Source organism: Rhizobium grahamii CCGE 502 (assembly GCF_000298315.2).
GTDB lineage: Bacteria > Pseudomonadota > Alphaproteobacteria > Rhizobiales > Rhizobiaceae > Rhizobium > Rhizobium grahamii.
Window position 1 is genome coordinate 377140 of record NZ_AEYE02000038.1, and the last position, 18310, is coordinate 395449.

Below are 18310 nucleotides of genomic sequence, written 5' to 3' on the forward strand. Positions count from 1 at the left end.
CTAAAAATCCGAAGCCACTTCATGCCAAAGCGCGTAAAGCAGAAGTTCTGATGGACAGTGCACCCAAGTGCAGATTGTCAACACCGCAAACCGGGGGGTGTTCGTCGCGCTCACATTTCCTCTTTGCCGATTTTACATCCTGAACTGGTGGTGCGGAAGGGGGAAATCGAGACGTGAGGCCACTGATGACCTGATGTGATGGACGGCCTCCGCTCCCGGCATCGCAATGTGCCAAGATGTGGGCTGTCGAACTCACATCAGGAGATGCATCCATGGAGGAGGCTATAATTGGCCTGGATATCGCCAAGCAGGTATTTCAGGTTCACGGGATCAATGAGGCTGGCGCGATCGTGTGCCGTCGCAGGCTTCGCCGCGACGATGCCGCTGAATTCTTCAAGGTGTTGCCGCCGTGCCTGATCGGAATCGAGGCTGGCGCGACCGGACACCACTGGGCTCGAGTTCTTACGGCGCTGGGTCACGAGGTTCGGCTGATGCCGGCGTCGTACGTCAAGCCATACGTGAAGCGGCAGAAGAATGGATGCGACGGATGCCGAGGCGATTTGCGAGGCGGTGACGCGGCCGACGATGCGCTTCGTTCCGGTGAAGAGCGAGGAGCAACAGAGTGTGCTGATGCTGCATCGGGTCCGCGAGCTTTTGATCCGGCAGCGAACAATGCTGGTGAACGCCTTGCGCGGCCACTTGGCCGAGTTCGGCATCGTGACGCGACAGGGCACTGTCGGCGTCGGAATGCTAATTGCGTTGGTCGAAGACGATGATCACGATCTCATCCCGCCGCTTTCGCGGTCCGCACTTCTTCCGCTGATCGGGCAGTTGCGGGAGGTGCACGAGAAGGTCAGCGAGTTGGATCGCCAAATTCATGCCTGGCATCGCTCGAACGAACTGAGCCGTCGCCTTGAGACGATCCCTGGAATTGGCCCTATCACTGCCAGCGCCATTGCCGCGACAGTGACAGACGCCTCGCTCTTCAAATCCGGCCGACAATTGGCGGCGTGGATAGGCCTCGTATCGCGGCAGAACCCATCGGGTGGCAAAGACCGTGTCGGAAGGATCAGCGAACAAGGCGATCCCTATCTCCGTCGGCTTCTCGTCGTCGGGGCGCATGCGGTCCTCCGCTTCAGCCGCAACGGCAAAACGGCAGCGACGCGTTGGGCCGCCGTGCTTCTGGCGAAGAAGCCGTACAACATCGTCACTGTTGCTTTGGCAAACAAGATGGCGCGGATCGTGTGGGCGTTGATGGCAACGGGCAGGTGCTTTGAAGCTGCCGGCACTGTTTAACAACTCGGGACAATGCAGAATTGGTGAGGTGCTGATGGTGTAATGGCGTACGGTCGAGCCGGGATTGGAGAAACCCGATCAGTGGGTGTCGCTTGAAAGCGCGTTGACCTGTCTGGGATCCAATCAGCGGACTACATCAGCGCCAGCGGCATGAACACGCCGCAATCAAAGGCCGAATACATTCCTGCACCCAACCAATCCGCCAGAAACACCAACTTGCCCCTTGCCACGCGGAGGCCGTCCATACATGCCAAGGAAGTTTCATCCAGCGACGATTATAGACTATAGTCTAGCGCCCGTCCATAAACGTCTGTGGGTGTTTCAAAGGTTGTTTGCCAGCCGGCGGGTATTTTTGGAAGGCGTGACGGCACAAGGCCATGCAGGTTTGTCCGAAGAGCTATCTGGCGACAACGGAGGCACGTGGTATCGGCCGAGGCTTGCCGGGCGTGCTATGAATGCTGGGGGATGAGCGGCGTCAGGCCGGTCTGAGGCGGGCGAAGAGGGCGAGATTGTAAGCGACTACCGAGGACCAGAGATAAGCCTTGAAGTGGCCGAGCCCGCGCCAGGTGCAGCGCCCCAAGCCACAAGCGCGTTTCAGGCAAGAGATGCCGGCGCGGAACTTTCTGAGCTTGCGATAGACCCAGCGGCTTGTGACCATGTCTTCGATGTTGAGGCCGCTCTTTTTGTGGAATGCCATGTCGGGCACGCCGCAGGCTTTGGCCTGCCTCAGATTTTCGCGGCTAGCATAGCCACCATCAGCGGCCACCTGACGCGGCGCGACGCCATAGAAGTGCGACTTGCAATAGATACCAAAAGGTTATCCCTTGCAAGGAACGCATGATGAGAAGCACCTACTCCCATATCGACCTGGATGAACGCCGCAAGATCGCTCGCTGGCATATGGCTGGACTTGGCGTTGAGACCATCGCAGAGAAGCTTGGACGACATCGGTCGACAATATTCCGGGAGATCAAGCGGAACATGTTCGTTGACAAGGTGGTCCCAGATTTGAACGGCTACTACTGTGTGACGGCACATGACATCGCTTGCGAACGACGTGCGAAACTGCGCAAGCTGGTGCGCTTCTCGCATGTCCGGCAATCCGTAATCGACCGGATCATGCACGGCTGGTCGCCACAGCAGATCGCCGGCCGAATGCGCCTGGAGCGGCATCGAATATCGGTCAGCCACGAAACGATCTACAAGTTCGCATACTCGTCTGACGGCCAAGCAATCAAGCTCTGGCGGCACCTGCCGGATCATCGGGCTCGGCGGCGACCGCGACATCCAAGACGTAAGCATGGCCAACGGTTTAGTCCGGACCTCAACATCCTGCGCCGCCCGGATGTGGTCGCCGATCGCAAGCAGTTCGGGCATTGGGAATGCGACCTGATCCAGTTCCGCAAGAAGTTTGGAAAAGCCAACGTGACCTCGCTGGTGGAACGGGTCAGCCGCTTTGCGATCTTTCTGCGCAACAACGATCGGCAGTCTCGACCGGTCATGGACGGCGTTGTGCAAGCACTGCAGGCCCTGCCCCACCTCGCCCGTCGTTCCATCACGTTCGACCGCGGCACGGAGTTCACTGACTGGCCTTATCTGCAAGCGAGCATCGGCAGCCAGACCTGGTTCTGCGACCCGCAATCACCGTGGCAAAAAGGAACCGTCGAAAATACCAACCGGCGGGTGCGGAAATGGCTTCCTAGGGAGGTCAATCCCTTGTCGGTGACCGACGCCGACCTCATTGAGATCTGCAACCAGCTCAATGCCACGCCGCGCAAATGCCTCGGCTATCGAACGCCGGCAGAACTCTTCCGTAAGAAACTGCTCGCCCAGATGCGGCAGGCCGGTTAACTTGAAGCGGCCTGCAAGTCGCGCTTCAGCATGAACTCACACCTCTAAGTCCGTTGCGCCGGTGATGAGTACATTGCGGTTGAGAACCGGACCATGACCCTTAGCCTTTAGGCGGGTTAGCACTTCCTGCGCGTATCGGGAACCTGCCGGGTCTATACGATGGCCATCGAGCAGTTCCAACGCATCAAGGACAGCGGCGGCATCCTTCGGCAGGATGAGTTGGGCGGCAGCGGAAGCGGCCGCTCAGTGACATCTAGGAACCTGCTCACGTTTTACCTGTTAGTTGCGCCTCATCGATCCGCATGGGGCTGCGAGCTCAGCCAGGAGAAAGCGCCTTCGTGAAGCGGGTTCCCCGTAGCATCAGTGGAGCGTCCAGAAAAAAGGGCTGTCCACACTTTAGGACCAGCCCTTTTGCTCACTCGACCCGCGGATGGAGGTCAGTAAGCCGACCCTGATTGGCCATTAAGGTTATGGCGTTCTGTGCCGTTGAGCGGTGGATTGAAGACGCTGACAAGGATAAGGTCCTGATCTCGACCTCCGCGCAGATAGTGCTTGTCATGTTTGTCGAGCACATAGATGTCGCCCTTGCGGATCGGGAAGACGTTGCCTTCTAGGTCCTCGACCTCGCCCTCGCCATCGATGCAATAGCAAGCTTCAAGATGGTTGCGGTATTCGAGTAACGAGACGGTGTTCGCCCTGACTACCGTATGACACACGGTAAAGCCCATCCCGTCCTTTTCCGTGAGCAGGCGATGGCTGGTACCGCTACCCCACTCGACAAAGTAATCGGTGGCTTCGACGTCTTGCAGGCTGCGCACGAACATGGCGTTCTCCTCGTATAAGAAAATTTGACAATTGCGGTGACGCGAGCACAGAAAGATCGCGACGCCTCGTCTTATCCGCTTGATTTTTGAGGCAGACAAATGATGATTCCTAATGAGATAGTTTAGGAGTATTTATATATGCTGCCGCCGCTGGGAGCCTTGCGCGTGTTCGAAGCCGCCGCCCGTCTGGCAAGCTTTTCGCGGGCGGCCGACGAGCTGCATGTGACCCATGCCGCCGTCAGCCATCAGATCCGGCAGTTGGAGGAATGGTTCGGCCGTCCCCTGTTTGTGCGAGAGAAGCGTGGCGTGCGTCTGGCTCCAGAAGCCGATCGGTTGGCGGAAGCTCTGTCGATGAGCTTCGAACGCATCGCCGCGGAAGCGGAATCCCTAAAGCTCAGGACGAAATCAGAGATCACCGTTGCCTGCATACCCTCGATCGCGACACGCTGGTTGATCCCGGCACTGAGCGAGTTTCTCACCGCGCATACAGAGGCGATGGTCAAGGTTGTCTATGCCACGGCCGCCCAGCATTTGCGCGAAACCGGCTGCGATGTGTTGATCACGCTGGGCGCCGACACGTCGGATGGAGTTCAATGCACGCGGCTCTTTTCCCGGGTGAACAAACCGGTCGCCAGCCCGCGCTATCTCGATGGAAAAGGCAGCCTTACGGACGCCGAGGAGATTGCGGCGGCTGACCTTCTGCACGACGAGACGACAGCTCATTGGCAGCAGTGGTTCACCAAGGCCGGAGTGGCGCCGTCTCGGTCGCGGAGAGGTCCGGTGTTTCAGGACTTCAATCTGCTGGCGACCGCCGCCATCGCAGGGCATGGCGTTGCGCTTTGTCCCGTCGAGGTCTGCAGGCGAGAAATCAAGAATGGTGACCTGATCGTGCTCTCCGACATCTCCGTTCTGGAGCGCGAAAGCTACTTTCTGATCAGCAAGGTGTCGCGTCAGAAAGCCGTGGCTGCTTTCTGCGACTGGTTTCAACAGGTTGTCGTGCCGGCATCAAGCTGATGTTTCCGGCACAGAACGCGTCGACCGGCCGCCCGGCCAAATCCTGTGCGTGACGTCAATTGACAGCTGCGGTGAGCCAGTCGCGGATCCACCGTCCTGCGGGTGCAGCACATTCGCGGCTGGTTGGCGGGCTTGCTTCGTCAGATCGGAGATGACGCAGCTCCCGCTTACCCACATTTCGGGCCGAGGGTTTCACACTCTTTTGCACATCGCTGCGGCCGGGCCCTCTTTGGAAAAAGGGCTGTCGCCGGAACTTACCGACGACAGCCAAGGCGCCTCGGGAGGAGGCTGGGGATGATGCCTCTAGATTAGTACCCGTCCATAAACGTCTGTTTTTCTGGGTTTTTCAAAGGTTGTTTGCCAGCCGGCGGGTATTTTTGGAAGGCGTGACGGCACAAGGCCATGCAGGTTATGTCCGAAGAGCGATCTGGCGACCGGAGGCACGTGGTATCGGCCGAGGCTTGCCGGGCGTGCTATGAATGCTGGGGGATGAGCGGCGTCAGGCCGGTCTGAGGCGGGCGAAGAGGGCGAGATTGTAAGCGACTACCGAGGACCAGACATAAGCCTTGAAGTGGCCGAGCCCGCGCCAGGTGCAGCGCCCCAAGCCACAAGCGCGTTTCAGGCAAGAGATGCCGGCCTCGATGCCGGCGCGGAACTTTCTGAGCTTCCGATAGACCCAGCGGCTTGTGACCATGTCTTCGATGTTGAGGCCGCTCTTTTTGTGGAATGCCATGTCCCGCACGCCGCAGGCTTTGGCCTGCCTCAGATTTTCGCGGCTAGCATAGCCACCATCAGCGGCCACCTGACGCGGCGCGACGCCATAGACAGCGATATGTCGCTCCAGCATTGGCAGCAACCGCTCGCTGTCGGCTGGATTGCCGGCCTCAATGACAAGATCGAGGACCAAACCACTGCGACCGCTGGTCAGATTGAGTTATGGCCATAATCGACATCGCGGCTGCCCTTGACGATAATATCGGCGTGCGGCTCGAACAGGCTGACCAGCTTCTCACCGGCCGGCATCGGTTCGCCGGCCAGGACCCGTCGCTCGGTTTGGGCGATAATCCGTTCGATCAGCGGCTGGTAATGGCAGACCATGGCCCGCCAGAGTTCGACGGCTGGGCCTGCCAACAGGATCAATTGCTGCGCCGTCTGTTGCAGATAGCTCAAAGTCGCCCGGGTGACCTTGAGCAGCGCGCGGTAGTGCTGAACCCGCTTGGGTCGGCCGCGGACATACTGGATCGCCCGGGCCCGCCCTTTCGCTGCGCGGCGGTGATCGCGCCATGCTCCGGCACGGGCCAATGCATCGGCCCGCTGCAAGAGACGCACCATCACCCGCACGCAGTCCCATAAGAGACTGCTGTCGCTTGGCTCATGCAGGAGTGCCGCCGTCACGGTGCTGTCGACACGCACGAAACTGCCGGTCTCCAGCTTCTCCTGCCGGGCACTGGCAAGCAGGACCCGATTGATTTCTTCAAAGGTTTCGGACCGAATCGCACTGATCGTCTTGTGCAGCACCGACTTCTTCGGGCTCCAACCCCAAGGTAAAGAGAAGGGCGCAACGTAGAACAGCCTCCGCCGGCAAGCCCTCACGGCCGGTTTCTTTGATGCCCTGTCGGCGCAGGTCCTGCGTCGCCAGACTGACCACACCGCGATGCTCGTCCAGCCACCGCGACATGGCTTGCAATTCACGGCGGATCTCGTGTTCGGCGGAAAGATCGAATATGCTGGCCTGGACGGTGCGTTCTTGGCGCATTGTCGGCTCCGGCGGTTGCGGGTTTGTCTCTAGAATCAGTAGCTTGATCTAAAGTGAACCTGACGCCGCCGGGCTTTGCCCGCGAAAATATAGCAATTCATCCAATAACTTCAGTAGTTTACTGCTTATGGACGGGCACTAGGCAGTGATGTTGGGGATGGTCCGCAATCGGCACACGTTTGCTGTTCAATATATCGCACGCCAAAACCACGCTTTCTCAATGCGCTCGATACCGCCAGTCTTCGACAGCTAATCAGCGGAGATTGCTTCGGGTTGTTTGTTGATGCAAGATAAGAGAAGTCTGCTGCGAAGCGTGGCAGCAGGAGCACAATCCTGCAAATAATTTGGAGATCGTTTCAAAACGAGGAATGATGGATGACGAACGTGCATTGTCGCAAACTATGCAGAGCGGCGCTAGCTTAAGGCTGATGAGGTGGTACGATGTTGCGGCTGCACGAGCTGGGCTGGCGCCCAAACGTCTATTGAAGGAGTTCGGGTGCACCCCTACAATAATCCGCCGCCATCTTCGAGAAGGCGAAGGGGCACCATTCAAACAGCCTGCTCGGCGCACTAAGTTCGACGGACGTCATTGGCTTCGCGAGCCGCCCGCATGCGTCGCGACAGATGGAGGTGCTGCCGGTCGATGAGGCCCGACTTCAGCTCCCTTTTCGAGCACGATGACGGTGAGAGAGATCGGGATTGATCTGCTTCAGGCATATCGCTGCCAACAGGCCGGCCCGGCCCCGACGAGCACCACGTCAAATTGCATGCTCTCACGTTCTGGAGGTGCTGCCATATCTGTCATCAAAGCGCCTTTTGCAATTCCGGCATTGCGTCGAAGAGATCGGCGACGAGGCCGTAGTCGACTACCTGGAAAATTGGTGCCTCCTCGTCCTCGTCGCACGCGGTGTAATGCCTCAGATCACTTTTCCAGGGTTAAGTATTTGGTTAGGATCGAGTGTCTTTTTGATCAGACGCATCAACTCCAACTCATCCGCGTTGCGTGAATAAGATAGGTAATCTCGCTTAAGGAGACCGATGCCGTGCTCGGCAGAAATTGAGCCCCTATGTTGGCGAACACGTTCGTAAACGATGGTTGTGACCCGTTCCTTGGTGGAGGGGTCATCATTTCCCGTCGAGACGTACAAATGGATATTGTTATCCGCCACGTGGCCGAAAACGGAAATGTGGACACCCGGAAATGCCGTGACGAGAGTTGCAGAAACTTCCTGCACGTAGACATCGAGAACGCGAATAGGAAGGCTGATATCGAAACTCAAGCGGTCTGTTAGTGCGCGCAATGCACGTCCTTCGCGGACCTTCCAGAAAGCCTCGCGTTGCATTTCCGACTGCGCGATCAAAGCGTCCGATATCAGACCTTCTTCGAACATGGATTCGAGGAAGGCTTCCAGGTCAGTTGACTCGCCAGATTGCTCCACGATCACGGTGAACGAATAATCGACCTCGAAAAAGTTATGGCCCTCTCCTTGTCGACTGAACCGAAAGAATGGCTCCCACATGACCTCAAATGCGGACAGACCGCTCAACGACCTTTTGGCATGACGCAGAAGGCTGACAACATTGTCGTAGCTATTTAGGCCACACAAGGCTGTCGCTTGAACCGACGGCAGCGGCTTGAGCTTCACCACCGCGCGCGTAATAATACCAAGCGTCCCCTCGGATCCAATGAAGAGCTGTTTTAGATCGTACCCGGTATTGTTCTTCAACATGTGATTCAAGGAAGAGATCACAGTTCCGTCGGCCAATACGACCTCTAGCCCGAGCACATTGTCTCGCGCCATCCCGTGCGTGATGACGCGAATGCCGCCCGCATTAGTCGCGAGATTGCCGCCAATGTGGCAAGACCCCCGCGCACCCAGATCGATCGGCAACAAGAACCCTGCTCGTTCCGCCTCCTTCTGCGCCTGCTCCAGCACCGTTCCACTCAGCACTGTCATCGTCCCTGCAGCAGTGTCGATGTCTTCGACACCGGCAATCAGCTCCATTGAAATCGCCACGTCGCCCTTCTGTGGGTTCGCCCCGCCAGAGAGACCAGTCATCCCACCTTGCACCACGACCGGCCTGCGATACACATTGCAGATCTTCAGCGTTTCTGAGATATCCTTAACGCTGCGAGGCCGGACATATACTTGCGGCAGATTACGGCCTGTTTGGCTAGCGTCGCTGATGGCTTTCTCGGGCACACGATCGCCCGTCAGGACAAGCTCATCGCCCAGAACAGTCCGCAGAGATGTGAGAAATTCGTTGTCACTAAGGTTGCTCATCTCAAATCCAATATGAGGTTCATCTCCATTGACTGACGACCCCGGTCGATGTTTTTCGTCATCCATCTCGAGGATCAGATCCCAATAGCTTCGTAGGCGTCGGCGATCTGCCGGATTGACGCGACATAGGCTGCGGTCCGGTAGTCATCGAGTTCCGGTTGCTGTTCGATGAGGTCAGCGATGCGGGTCCAGGTGCTGCGCATAACGTCTTCGAGACCGGAACGAACGAGATCGATTTCAGCGCCGCCTTCTAGGAGTTCATCGCGGATATCGGCGGGGAACTCCTTGCCCGTCATCCGTTCAAGGGCCGCGGCAATCGTCTGGTTGCGCCGCTCGCGCCGGCGCCGCTCCATTAAGCCGAAGGGAATATGCGTGAGGTTCTTTACCCACTCGAAGTAGCTGACGACGACACCGCCGACATTGACGTAAAGATCCGGAAGGATAGTGATCCCTCGGGTGCGCAGAACCTTGTCGGCCTCGAAGGTCACCGGGCCGTTGGCGGCTTCGACAACAAGCTGTGCCTTAATGCGGTCTGCATTACCGGCATGGATGGCGTTTTCCATCGCCGCCGGAATGAGCACCTCGCATGGCTGCTCAATGCCCGTCATATCGCCGGGAAACGAGGTAGCGCCTTCGAAGCCGAGGATGCTGCCGGTCTTGATCTGATGCTGCTTCAGCGCCTCGATCGCCAGTCCATCGGTATTGGCAACATAGCCATCCCGTTCTGCAATGACGGTTATCCGAGCGCCATCTTCTTCAGAGAGGAACTTGGCTGCATGGTAGCCGACATTCCCGAAGCCCTGAACGATAATCGCGGCACCCCTCAGGTCACGCTTGCCGTTCAGGCCGACGGTGCGCGGATCGCGGAGATAGCTCTGAATGGCGAACTGCACGCCTCGGCCGGTTGCTTCGGTGCGGCCGGCAATGCCGCCCTTCGACAGCGGCTTCCCGGTGACGCAAGCGCGCGCATTGATGACATCGGTCGGATTGGCACGGCGGAACTCGTCCATCATCCAAGCCATTTCCCGCTCCCCCGTTCCAATGTCGGGCGCCGGGACGTTGACGCCCGGGCCGATGAGGCCACGTTTGTTGAGCTCCTGGGTGAAGCGGCGGGTGATGCGCTCGAGCTCCTGCGGCGTCCATTCGCGCGGATCGATCTTCAGCGCCCCCTTCGAACCGCCGAACGGCACATCGACCAGCGAGCACTTGAGCGTCATCAGTGCGGCAAGCGCCTCGACCTCTTCAGCATCGGCATCCGACGCATAGCGAATACCGCCCTTTACCGGCTCGCAGTGCTCGCTATGGACCGATCGCCAGCCGATGAAGCTGTACATGCGGCCGCGCAGGCGAACGCCGAAGCGAACCGTGTAGGTCGAGTTGCACTGCATGATCCTTTCGGACAGGCCTTCCGGCAAGTCAAGGAATGTCATTGCATGGCGGAAGTTCTGGTCAACGCTCTCCAGAAAGCAAGCGGAGCTCGTTTCTCCGGTCTGTACGCTGCGCTGTGGTATTGCATTCACTTGGGGTTCCTCCTTGGTCGGAAAGTCTCGAGCCGAAGCTGTGTCAGCTCAGCAGAACTCGATGGTCTGCACTGCGTACGAGCAGGGCATAGATCAGCGTGAAGAGCCGGCGGGCAGTGTCGTTGTCGATGTTCACTTTCGCTGACAACCGGCTTTTCAGCAGTCCGGCGGCCTCGTTGTGGACGCCGCGCCGACCCATATCCATTGCCTCAAGCCGCTCAGGCCCAGGGTGGCGAACGGCGTGTATTAACTCTCGCAGATGCGGGTGTAGTCTTTCAGCAATCGCCGGAACGGCGTCAGCGACAGGTAGTGACTGATCACAGGTTCGCCTCGATCATCAGCGACATGCAATGCCAGGCGCCCGTCGGCCGCTTCGATCCTGAGGCGATAAGGCCCGCCGTCGTGCCCAACCGGAACAAAGGTATTCGATTCCACCAGGTCAATGATTGCGATGGCTTGCTCCCGTTCAACTCTGGCGTCGCGCCCAGCGAACGACCGGTCGAGCGATACGTCGCAGAGACGGTAGTCGGCGTAGGTCATGGCACTGCCCTCACGTCGCTTCCACGCACATAGCGACACCCATGCCGCCACCGATGCAGAGCGTTGCCAGACCTTCCTTCGCGCCGCGGCGCTTCATTTCGAAGAGCAGCGTGTTGAGCACGCGGGCGCCGGAGGCGCCGATCGGGTGTCCGATGGCGATCGCGCCGCCATTGACATTGACGATGCCAGGATCCCAGCCGAGGTCCTTGTTGACCGCGCAGGCCTGCGCGGCGAAAGCCTCGTTGGCCTCGACCAAATCAACGTCGCCGATCGCCCAGCCGGCTTTCGCCAGCGCCTTACGAGAGGCTGGGATCGGCCCAGTGCCCATGACTTGCGGATCGACGCCGGCGGTTGCCCATGAGACGATGCGGGCAAGCGGCTGGATGCCGCGCTTGGAGGCCTGCTCTTCGCTCATCAGCAGGGTGGCCGCCGCGCCGTCGTTGAGGCCGGAGGCATTGCCAGCGGTGACCGTGCCTTCCTTGTCAAAGGCCGGGCGCAGCTTCGTCATCTGGTCGAGCGTGGCGCCATGGCGGATATATTCGTCCTGGTCGACGGTGACGTCGCCCTTGCGGGTCTTGACGATGAAGGGAATGATCTCGTCGGCAAAACGGCCGGCCTTCTGTGCCGCCTCGGCCTTGTTCTGGGATGCCAGCGCGAACTGGTCCTGTTCCTCGCGGCTGAGCTGCCACTGGCGGGCGACGTTCTCGGCAGTGATGCCCATATGATAGCCGTAGAAGGCGTCGGTCAGGCCGTCCTTGATCATTGTGTCGATCATCTTGAAGTCGCCCATCTTCACGCCTTGGCGGAGATGGGCGCAATGCGGCGCCATCGACATGGACTCCATCCCGCCGGCGACGATGATGTCGGCATCACCGGAGGTAATCTGCTGCATGCCGAGAGCAACGGCACGAAGGCCCGAGCCACAGAGCTGGTTCATGCCCCAGGCCGTCTTTTCCTGTGGGACACCCGCCTTCATCGCCGCCTGGCGCGCTGGGTTCTGCCCTTCCCCGGCCTGCAGCACTTGGCCGAGGATCACCTCGTCGACTTCACCCGCTTCGACGCCTGCGCGCTCAAGCACGCCCTTGATGACGGCGGCGCCGAGCTCGTGCGCCGGCGTATTGCCGAACGCGCCGTTGAAGGAGCCGACCGCAGTGCGGGCTGCGCTGGCGATGACGATCGATGGGGTGCTCATGATGGTCTCCTCTCTTGGTTCTTGCGAAGCCGGTAGAGACCGGCTCCAGCGTCTCGGCAAAAGGCTCTCTGGCCTAGTTGACGATGGTCGCCTCGGTGGCGCTGCGGATCTCCCCGTCGGTAACACCGTCGGCAAGCTCGACCAGCTTCAGTCCGCCATCGACGACGTCGAGCACACCGAGATTGGTGATGATCCGATCGACGACGCTCTTTCCCGTCAGCGGCAGGGTGCAGGCCTTCAGCAGCTTGGATTCGCCGGCCTTGTTGGTGTGGTCCATGACGACCACCACCCGCTTGACGCCGGCGACCAGATCCATCGCACCGCCCATGCCCTTGACCAACTTGCCGGGGATCATCCAGTTGGCGAGATCGCCGTTCTCGGCCACCTCCATCGCGCCGAGGATCGCCATGGCGATCTTGCCGCCGCGGATCATCGCGAAGCTCTGCGCTGAATCGAAGAAGGCCGAGTGCGGCAGTGCCGTCACCGTCTGCTTGCCGGCATTGATGAGATCGGCGTCGATCTCACCTTCCGTCGGGAACGGGCCGATACCGAGCAGGCCATTCTCCGACTGCAGCGTCACATGGACGCCGTCCGGTATATAGTTGGCGACCAGCGTCGGAATGCCGATGCCGAGATTGACGTAGGTGCCGTCTTCGAGTTCGCGGGCAGCGCGCGCCGCCATCTGGTTTCTTTCCCAGGCCATGTCTCTTCCCCCTGCTCTCACGCCGCCGCGCGTGTGGTGCGCTGTTCGATGCGTTTCTCGTGCTGACCCTGGATCAGGCGATGTACATAGATCCCCGGCACATGGATATGATCGGGATCCAGGCTGCCGACGGGCACGATCTCCTCAACTTCGGCAACACAGATCTTGCCGCAGGTGGCGGCTGGCGGATTGAAGTTGCGGGCGGTCTTGCGGAAGACGAGGTTCCCCGAGGTGTCGGCCTTCCAGGCCTTGACGATCGACAGATCGGCGACGATGCCGGTCTCCAGAACGAAGACCTCTCCATCAAAGACCTTGAGTTCTTTTCCTTTCGCAACGACGGTACCAACGCCGGTCTTGGTGTAGAAGCCGGCAATGCCGGCGCCGCCGGCGCGCATCCGCTCAGCCAGCGTTCCCTGCGGATTGAACTCGAGCTCCAATTCGCCGCTCAGATACTGGCGCATGAACTCGGCGTTCTCGCCGACATAGGACGAAATCATCTTCCGGATCTGCTTCGTCTTCAGCAGCACGCCAAGCCCGAAGTCGTCGACACCGCAATTGTTCGACGCGATCGTCAGGTCCTTGGTGCCAGCTTTGCGAATCGCATCGATCAGCAGTTCCGGAATGCCGCAAAGCCCAAAGCCACCCGCCGCAATGAACATGCCGTCGACCAGCAAGCCATCAAGCGCCGACGTCGGATTGTCGAAGATTTCTTTCATACTCCCCCCGTTAGATTCGTCTGTTGCGGCGCTGAGGAGCCGCCTGGATTTAGTCACTTGGGTTCCAAAGTCCGGCAGCGGTATCAAACGGCTGCGAGGTCTCTTTCATCCACGGTTGATGCAAACGACCTTTGGCTGGGTCATCTCTTCATAGGCGAAGCGCACGCCTTCCCGGCCCATGCTGCCGTATTTGGAACCCCCGAACGGCATGGCGTCGAAGCGATAATCCGAGGAGTCGTTGATCATCACCCCGCCCGCCTCGATCCGGTTTGCCGCATCGAGTGCCACATTAAGATTGCCGGTGAAGATGCCGGCGTGCAGGCTGTATTCCGGCTCATTGGCCAGTTCGACCGCTTCGTCGAGCGTGGCAAACGGCGCGAGCATGACGACAGGCGCAAACACTTCCTCGTGCCACAGGCGGCAGGTGACCGGCGTGCCCTCCAGCACTGTCGGGTGATAAAGCGAGCCTTCGCGCTTGTGACCGCAGAGCAGCGTCGCGCCGGCGGCAATGGCGTCGTTGACGGCTGCTTCGGTGCGTTGGGCGACCTCCTTGGAGATCATCGGACCGACATCCGTGTCCTCTTTCAGCGGATCGCCGGCCTTGAGCTTTTCTGTCGCCGCCACAAAGGCGTCGCGAAAGCGCTCATAAAGCTCGGCCTGCACCAGAACACGCTGGGCGCCGATGCAGTTCTGACCGGCTGCCCAGAAAGCGCCGGAGACGCAGCCTTCAACCGCCTTGTCGAAGTCGCAGTCATTCATGACGATAACAGGTGCATTGCCGCCGAGCTCCATCGCCAGTTTCTTCAGACCCGCCTTGCGGCTGATGGCTTCTCCTGTGGCAAAGCCACCAGTGAACGAGACCATGCGCACGTCCCGTGCAGCGACCAACGCTGTGACGATCTCGCGATCGCCATGAACGACGGTGATGATCTCGGGTGGCAAACCCGCTTCCACCAGGATTTCGACAAGGTTGATCGAGGAAAACGGCGTCAGGTTCGATGGTTTCAGCAGAACCGAATTGCCGCCGGCAATCGCCGGACCTAGCTTGTGCGCGACCAGGTTCAGCGGATCGTTGTAGGGTGTAATCGCAGTGATGATGCCGAGCGGCTCTCGCGTAAACCAGCCCTGACGCTTTTCTGAGCCGACATAAGCATCAAAGGGAACGATCTCACCGGCGTTGCGCTTTGCCTCCTCGGCAGAGAGCTTTAACGTGTTGACGCAACGAAGCACTTCCTTGCGCGCCTGTACGATCGTCTTGCCGGCTTCGCGCACGATGGTTTCGGCAAATGCTTCATGGCGGCTCTCGATGATCCGCGCAGCTTCTTCGAGGATAAGCGCGCGCTCATGTCTCGGCAGCTTGGCGGAAAGCTCTGAGCCGCGACGGGCACGGGCGAGGAGTTCGTTAATTTCGCTCGCATCCGTGGCGTCAACCGTCCCGAGGACAGACCCGTCATAGGGGCTGTGAACAGTGATCGGGGCCAAGCTGGTAGTGATATGAAGGTTGGCAGCGGTCATAGGCCGGCTTCCTCTTCCGTGGTAATGCGCCACCTGCGCGGCGGCTATGCTTCTCGGTCAGGGCAAGGAGAGATCCCTGCCCTGTTCTCAATTCGATGGAAGGGATTGGTGCGGCCGAACCTTCGACCGCCCTCCGTTAGATTTTCTGACCGTCGCGAACGAGATCGTCCATCACCGAGCGGACGGCCTTTTCAGCGATCGAGACGATCTCGTCGATCTCCGCCTTGGTGGTGACGAGTGCCGGTGCAAAGCCGAGGATGTCGCCATGGGGCATGGCGCGGGCAATGAGTCCACGATCGCGAGCAGCCTTGGAGACGCGGGCACCGACCTTCAGCGACGGATCAAACCGCTTCTTGTTCTCACGATCGGCAACGAACTCGATCGCACCCATCAGGCCAACGCCACGCACTTCGCCGACGATCGGCAGCTGTGCGAACTTTTCCTTGAGCTGCGCCTGGAAATAGGCGCCCACTTCGCGGGCGTTGCCGGGCAGGTTTTCCTTTTCGACGATATCGAGCACCGCATTGGCCGCCGCCGCGCCGATCGGGTGGCCGGAATAGGTATAGCCATGCGAGAAGGCGCCGACCTTACCGGCCCCCTCTTCCATCACCTTGTACACCTTCTCACCGACGATCGAAGCTGAAAGCGGGAAGTATGCCGAAGTCAGGCCTTTGGCGACCGTGATCAGATCGGGTTCGATCCCGTAGTGCTGCGAGCCGAACATCGAGCCAGTGCGGCCGAAGCCGGTGATCACTTCGTCAGCGATCAGCAGAACGTCATGCTTCTTGAGCACCACCTTGATTGCTTCCCAATAACCTTCCGGCGGCGGCGTGATACCACCGGTGCCAAGGACCGGCTCGGCGATGAAGGCGCCGACATTGTCCGGTCCAAGCGTCTCGATCATCTCGTCGAGCTCGGCGGCGCGACGGGCCGAGAATTCGCGTTCGGTCTCGCCGGGGTTGGCGCCCCAATAGTGGTGCGGAACACCGGTGTGATCGATCTGCGGCAGCGGCAGATCCATATGGTCGTGATAGAAGCTCATCCCGGTCATCGAGCCGGAGACGACGCTGCAGCCGTGATAGCCGCGTTCGCGCGAGATGATCTTCTTCTTGGTCGGCTTGCCACGCAGGTTGTTGTAGTACCAGACGAGCTTGGCCTGGGTCTCGTTGGCGTCCGAGCCGGACATGCCGTAGAACACTTTGCTCATCTTGCCGGGCGCCATCTTCACCAGGCGGTCGGAGAGGATCGCAAGCTCGTCCGTCGTGTGCGCGGCATAGGAATGATAATAGGCCAGGCGATAGGCCTGACGAGAGATCGCCTCGGCAACCTCGGTGCGGCCGTAGCCGACGTTGACACAGTAGAGGCCGGCAAAACCGTCGATCAGCTGATTGCCGTGCGCATCCTGGATGCGGATTCCCTTACCGGTCTCGACGATCGTCGGTTCGCCGAGCTTGCCGGTCGCAAAGTCCTTCAACTGCGTGAAGGGGTGTAGGACGCTGTTGCGATCTTTCTCAGCGATGTCTTTGATGTTGATGGTCATTTAAACCTCTTCCGTCGCCGCTTTCAGCTGCGCGTTTTTTCTTCCTGTGAACTGGGCCAGATCAAGTGCGAGCAGCAGACAGCTTTCGCTTGCCCGACCCGCTCAGATGATATTGCTCGCAGGTGCTAGCTTCATCGCATCATTTCGCTCCGGGATGACGCCGGGTTCCTGCAAACTTTCCCGCTTAAAGCAGGAATTCGTTATTCGACCGGGTTTTGCCGATTCATCCGTACCAATCGTGAAGCAGGTGCGGTTGCCGGGACATAAGTGGAAAAGACAACATGGGGATCGGACTGTCTGAACCCCGCTTGCATTAGTGAAATCGGATTGCATTCTCCGCCAATACATTCACAGATGAGAAATGGGATTTCGCAGTCTGCGGCCGTCAGTCGATGACTAGCAGTTTCCTGGGAACGCTGGACAGAAATTCCACTTGCCCATTGGTGATCACGATGCTTTCGGTAATTTCGATGCCCCAATCTCCGTACCAAAGTCCGGACATGAAATGGAACGTCATTCATGCGCGGAGCTCAGTCTTGTCGCCCTCCCGGAAGCTCGCCGAGTTCTCTCCCCATGCTGGCGGATAACCCATCCCAATCGGGTAGCCTGAGCGACTTGTCTTCTCAAAGCCGTATCGCGCCAACATTCCGGAATAGGCTTTGGCGATATCCTCGCAGAGGTTACCAGCCATCGCCTTTTCGAGCCCCGCCTGCATACCATCAAGGACGGCTTTCTCCGCGTCGAGTATCTGCTGGCTCGGCTTGCCGAGGTAATAAGTCCGTGACAACGGGCAGTGGTAGCGCTTGTGAACGCCGGCAAGCTCGAAGAAAATGCTCTCGTTGGCGCGTATAGACCGGTCCGTCCAAGTCAGATGCGGGGCTGACGCATCTGCCCCGGCGCCAAGGTTCGGGACGCAGGCCGGATAATCTCCCCAATAGACATCGACGCCGCGGGTGCCGACATATGTGAGTTCGGCAATCACGTCAGATTGCTTTATTCCAGGTCGCAGCACTTCGCCGACACGCTGATACATCGCTTCGACGATCTTCCCAGCGCCGCGCATGTACTCGATTTCTCTTGGGGACTTTACCAGCCGCTGCCAGTTGACCAGCCTGTCGGCATTTTTGAACCTCGCATTAGGAAGCGACCCTGAAAGCACTTCGAATGATCGGGCTGAGAGGCATGCACTATCCTTTTCGACGCCGATCGTTGCCGAGCCATGGCCCTCGTCCACAATGATCTGGGCGAGGGCCGACATTGCGTGCAGCGTGTCTGACTGAACATATTCGTCTCCATACCACTTGATGCGATCTTCGCCGATATAGGCCGTCCTGCGGCAACCATTGGCGTCCATGCGCCGACCGAACCAGAGTGGATCCTTGTCCTTCGTGACCACAACGCATTGGGGCACGTAATACGAGCAGCCATCGTAGCCCGTTAGCCAGCCCATGTTGGCAGGATCGGTTACGACCAATAGGTCGATGCCGGCGTGCTCCATTGCCCCGCGCGCCTTTTCGAGACGCATTTTGTATTCGGACAACTCGAACCGCAACATTTG

General features: G+C 59.3%; 10 protein-coding genes and 8 pseudogenes. 4 read left to right on the forward strand and 14 right to left on the reverse strand.

Annotated elements, in window-relative coordinates; genetic code table 11:
• The first annotated feature begins 272 nt into the window (after positions 1 to 272).
• Positions 273 to 1296, forward strand: a pseudogene (locus RGCCGE502_RS33910) (IS110 family RNA-guided transposase).
• 475 nt (positions 1297 to 1771) lie between these two features.
• On the opposite strand, the pseudogene RGCCGE502_RS33915 reads toward RGCCGE502_RS33910, so the two are convergent.
• A pseudogene (locus tag RGCCGE502_RS33915) lies at positions 1772 to 2086 on the reverse strand (ISNCY family transposase); the annotation flags it as partial.
• Between the two features lie 50 nt (positions 2087 to 2136).
• Here RGCCGE502_RS33915 and RGCCGE502_RS33920 point away from each other — a divergent pair.
• Positions 2137 to 3147: an IS30 family transposase gene (locus RGCCGE502_RS33920; protein ID WP_019280662.1), complete on the forward strand. Its 1011-nt coding sequence runs from the start codon at positions 2137 to 2139 to the stop codon at positions 3145 to 3147.
• Positions 3148 to 3189: 42 nt separating this feature from the next.
• Here RGCCGE502_RS33920 and RGCCGE502_RS38655 read toward each other — a convergent pair.
• Both RGCCGE502_RS38655 and RGCCGE502_RS33930 read right to left on the reverse strand, forming a co-directional pair.
• A pseudogene (locus tag RGCCGE502_RS38655) lies at positions 3190 to 3354 on the reverse strand (DUF6079 domain-containing protein); the annotation flags it as partial.
• A gap of 230 nt (positions 3355 to 3584) precedes the next feature.
• Positions 3585 to 3971, reverse strand: a complete 387-nt coding sequence (locus tag RGCCGE502_RS33930) for an ectoine synthase (protein ID WP_016558764.1) — start codon at positions 3969 to 3971, stop codon at positions 3585 to 3587.
• Positions 3972 to 4109: 138 nt separating this feature from the next.
• Here RGCCGE502_RS33930 and RGCCGE502_RS33935 point away from each other — a divergent pair, with 138 nt between their 5' ends.
• Positions 4110 to 4985 carry a LysR substrate-binding domain-containing protein gene (locus tag RGCCGE502_RS33935; RefSeq protein ID WP_016558765.1) on the forward strand — a complete coding sequence of 292 codons (876 nt, stop codon included), beginning with the start codon at positions 4110 to 4112 and terminating at the stop codon, positions 4983 to 4985.
• A 499-nt stretch (positions 4986 to 5484) separates the two neighbouring features.
• Here the strand turns inward: RGCCGE502_RS33935 and RGCCGE502_RS33940 are convergent.
• Positions 5485 to 6741, reverse strand: a pseudogene (locus tag RGCCGE502_RS33940) (ISNCY family transposase).
• A 368-nt stretch (positions 6742 to 7109) separates the two neighbouring features.
• On the opposite strand from RGCCGE502_RS33940, the pseudogene RGCCGE502_RS39365 reads away from it, so the two are divergent.
• Positions 7110 to 7343, forward strand: a pseudogene (locus RGCCGE502_RS39365) (IS21 family transposase); the annotation flags it as partial.
• A gap of 202 nt (positions 7344 to 7545) precedes the next feature.
• Here RGCCGE502_RS39365 and RGCCGE502_RS36385 read toward each other — a convergent pair.
• The 10 genes and pseudogenes from RGCCGE502_RS36385 to RGCCGE502_RS33985 all read right to left on the reverse strand — a co-directional run.
• Positions 7546 to 7641: pseudogene (locus RGCCGE502_RS36385) on the reverse strand (electron transfer flavoprotein subunit alpha/FixB family protein); the annotation flags it as partial.
• Between the two features lie 17 nt (positions 7642 to 7658).
• The gene (locus tag RGCCGE502_RS33945; RefSeq protein ID WP_016558766.1) at positions 7659 to 9026 is read right to left on the reverse strand and encodes an FAD-binding oxidoreductase; all 1368 of its coding nucleotides are present in this window, start codon (positions 9024 to 9026) and stop codon (positions 7659 to 7661) included.
• Between the two features lie 74 nt (positions 9027 to 9100).
• Positions 9101 to 10546 carry a Glu/Leu/Phe/Val family dehydrogenase gene (locus RGCCGE502_RS33950; RefSeq protein WP_016558767.1) on the reverse strand — a complete coding sequence of 482 codons (1446 nt, stop codon included), beginning with the start codon at positions 10544 to 10546 and terminating at the stop codon, positions 9101 to 9103.
• Between the two features lie 43 nt (positions 10547 to 10589).
• A pseudogene (locus RGCCGE502_RS33955) lies at positions 10590 to 11086 on the reverse strand (UPF0262 family protein).
• A gap of 10 nt (positions 11087 to 11096) precedes the next feature.
• Positions 11097 to 12278 carry an acetyl-CoA C-acetyltransferase gene (locus RGCCGE502_RS33960; protein ID WP_016558770.1) on the reverse strand — a complete coding sequence of 394 codons (1182 nt, stop codon included), beginning with the start codon at positions 12276 to 12278 and terminating at the stop codon, positions 11097 to 11099.
• Between the two features lie 73 nt (positions 12279 to 12351).
• Positions 12352 to 12981 carry a 3-oxoacid CoA-transferase subunit B gene (locus tag RGCCGE502_RS33965; protein ID WP_016558771.1) on the reverse strand — a complete coding sequence of 210 codons (630 nt, stop codon included), beginning with the start codon at positions 12979 to 12981 and terminating at the stop codon, positions 12352 to 12354.
• 17 nt (positions 12982 to 12998) lie between these two features.
• Positions 12999 to 13697, reverse strand: coding sequence for a CoA transferase subunit A (locus RGCCGE502_RS33970; RefSeq protein WP_016558772.1), 699 nt, complete (start codon positions 13695 to 13697; stop codon positions 12999 to 13001).
• A gap of 105 nt (positions 13698 to 13802) precedes the next feature.
• Positions 13803 to 15212: an aldehyde dehydrogenase family protein gene (locus RGCCGE502_RS33975; protein ID WP_016558773.1), complete on the reverse strand. Its 1410-nt coding sequence runs from the start codon at positions 15210 to 15212 to the stop codon at positions 13803 to 13805.
• A 136-nt stretch (positions 15213 to 15348) separates the two neighbouring features.
• Positions 15349 to 16752, reverse strand: coding sequence for an aspartate aminotransferase family protein (locus RGCCGE502_RS33980; RefSeq protein WP_016558774.1), 1404 nt, complete (start codon positions 16750 to 16752; stop codon positions 15349 to 15351).
• A 385-nt stretch (positions 16753 to 17137) separates the two neighbouring features.
• Positions 17138 to 18307, reverse strand: a pseudogene (locus RGCCGE502_RS33985) (M24 family metallopeptidase).
• Between the last annotated feature and the right edge of the window lie 3 nt (positions 18308 to 18310).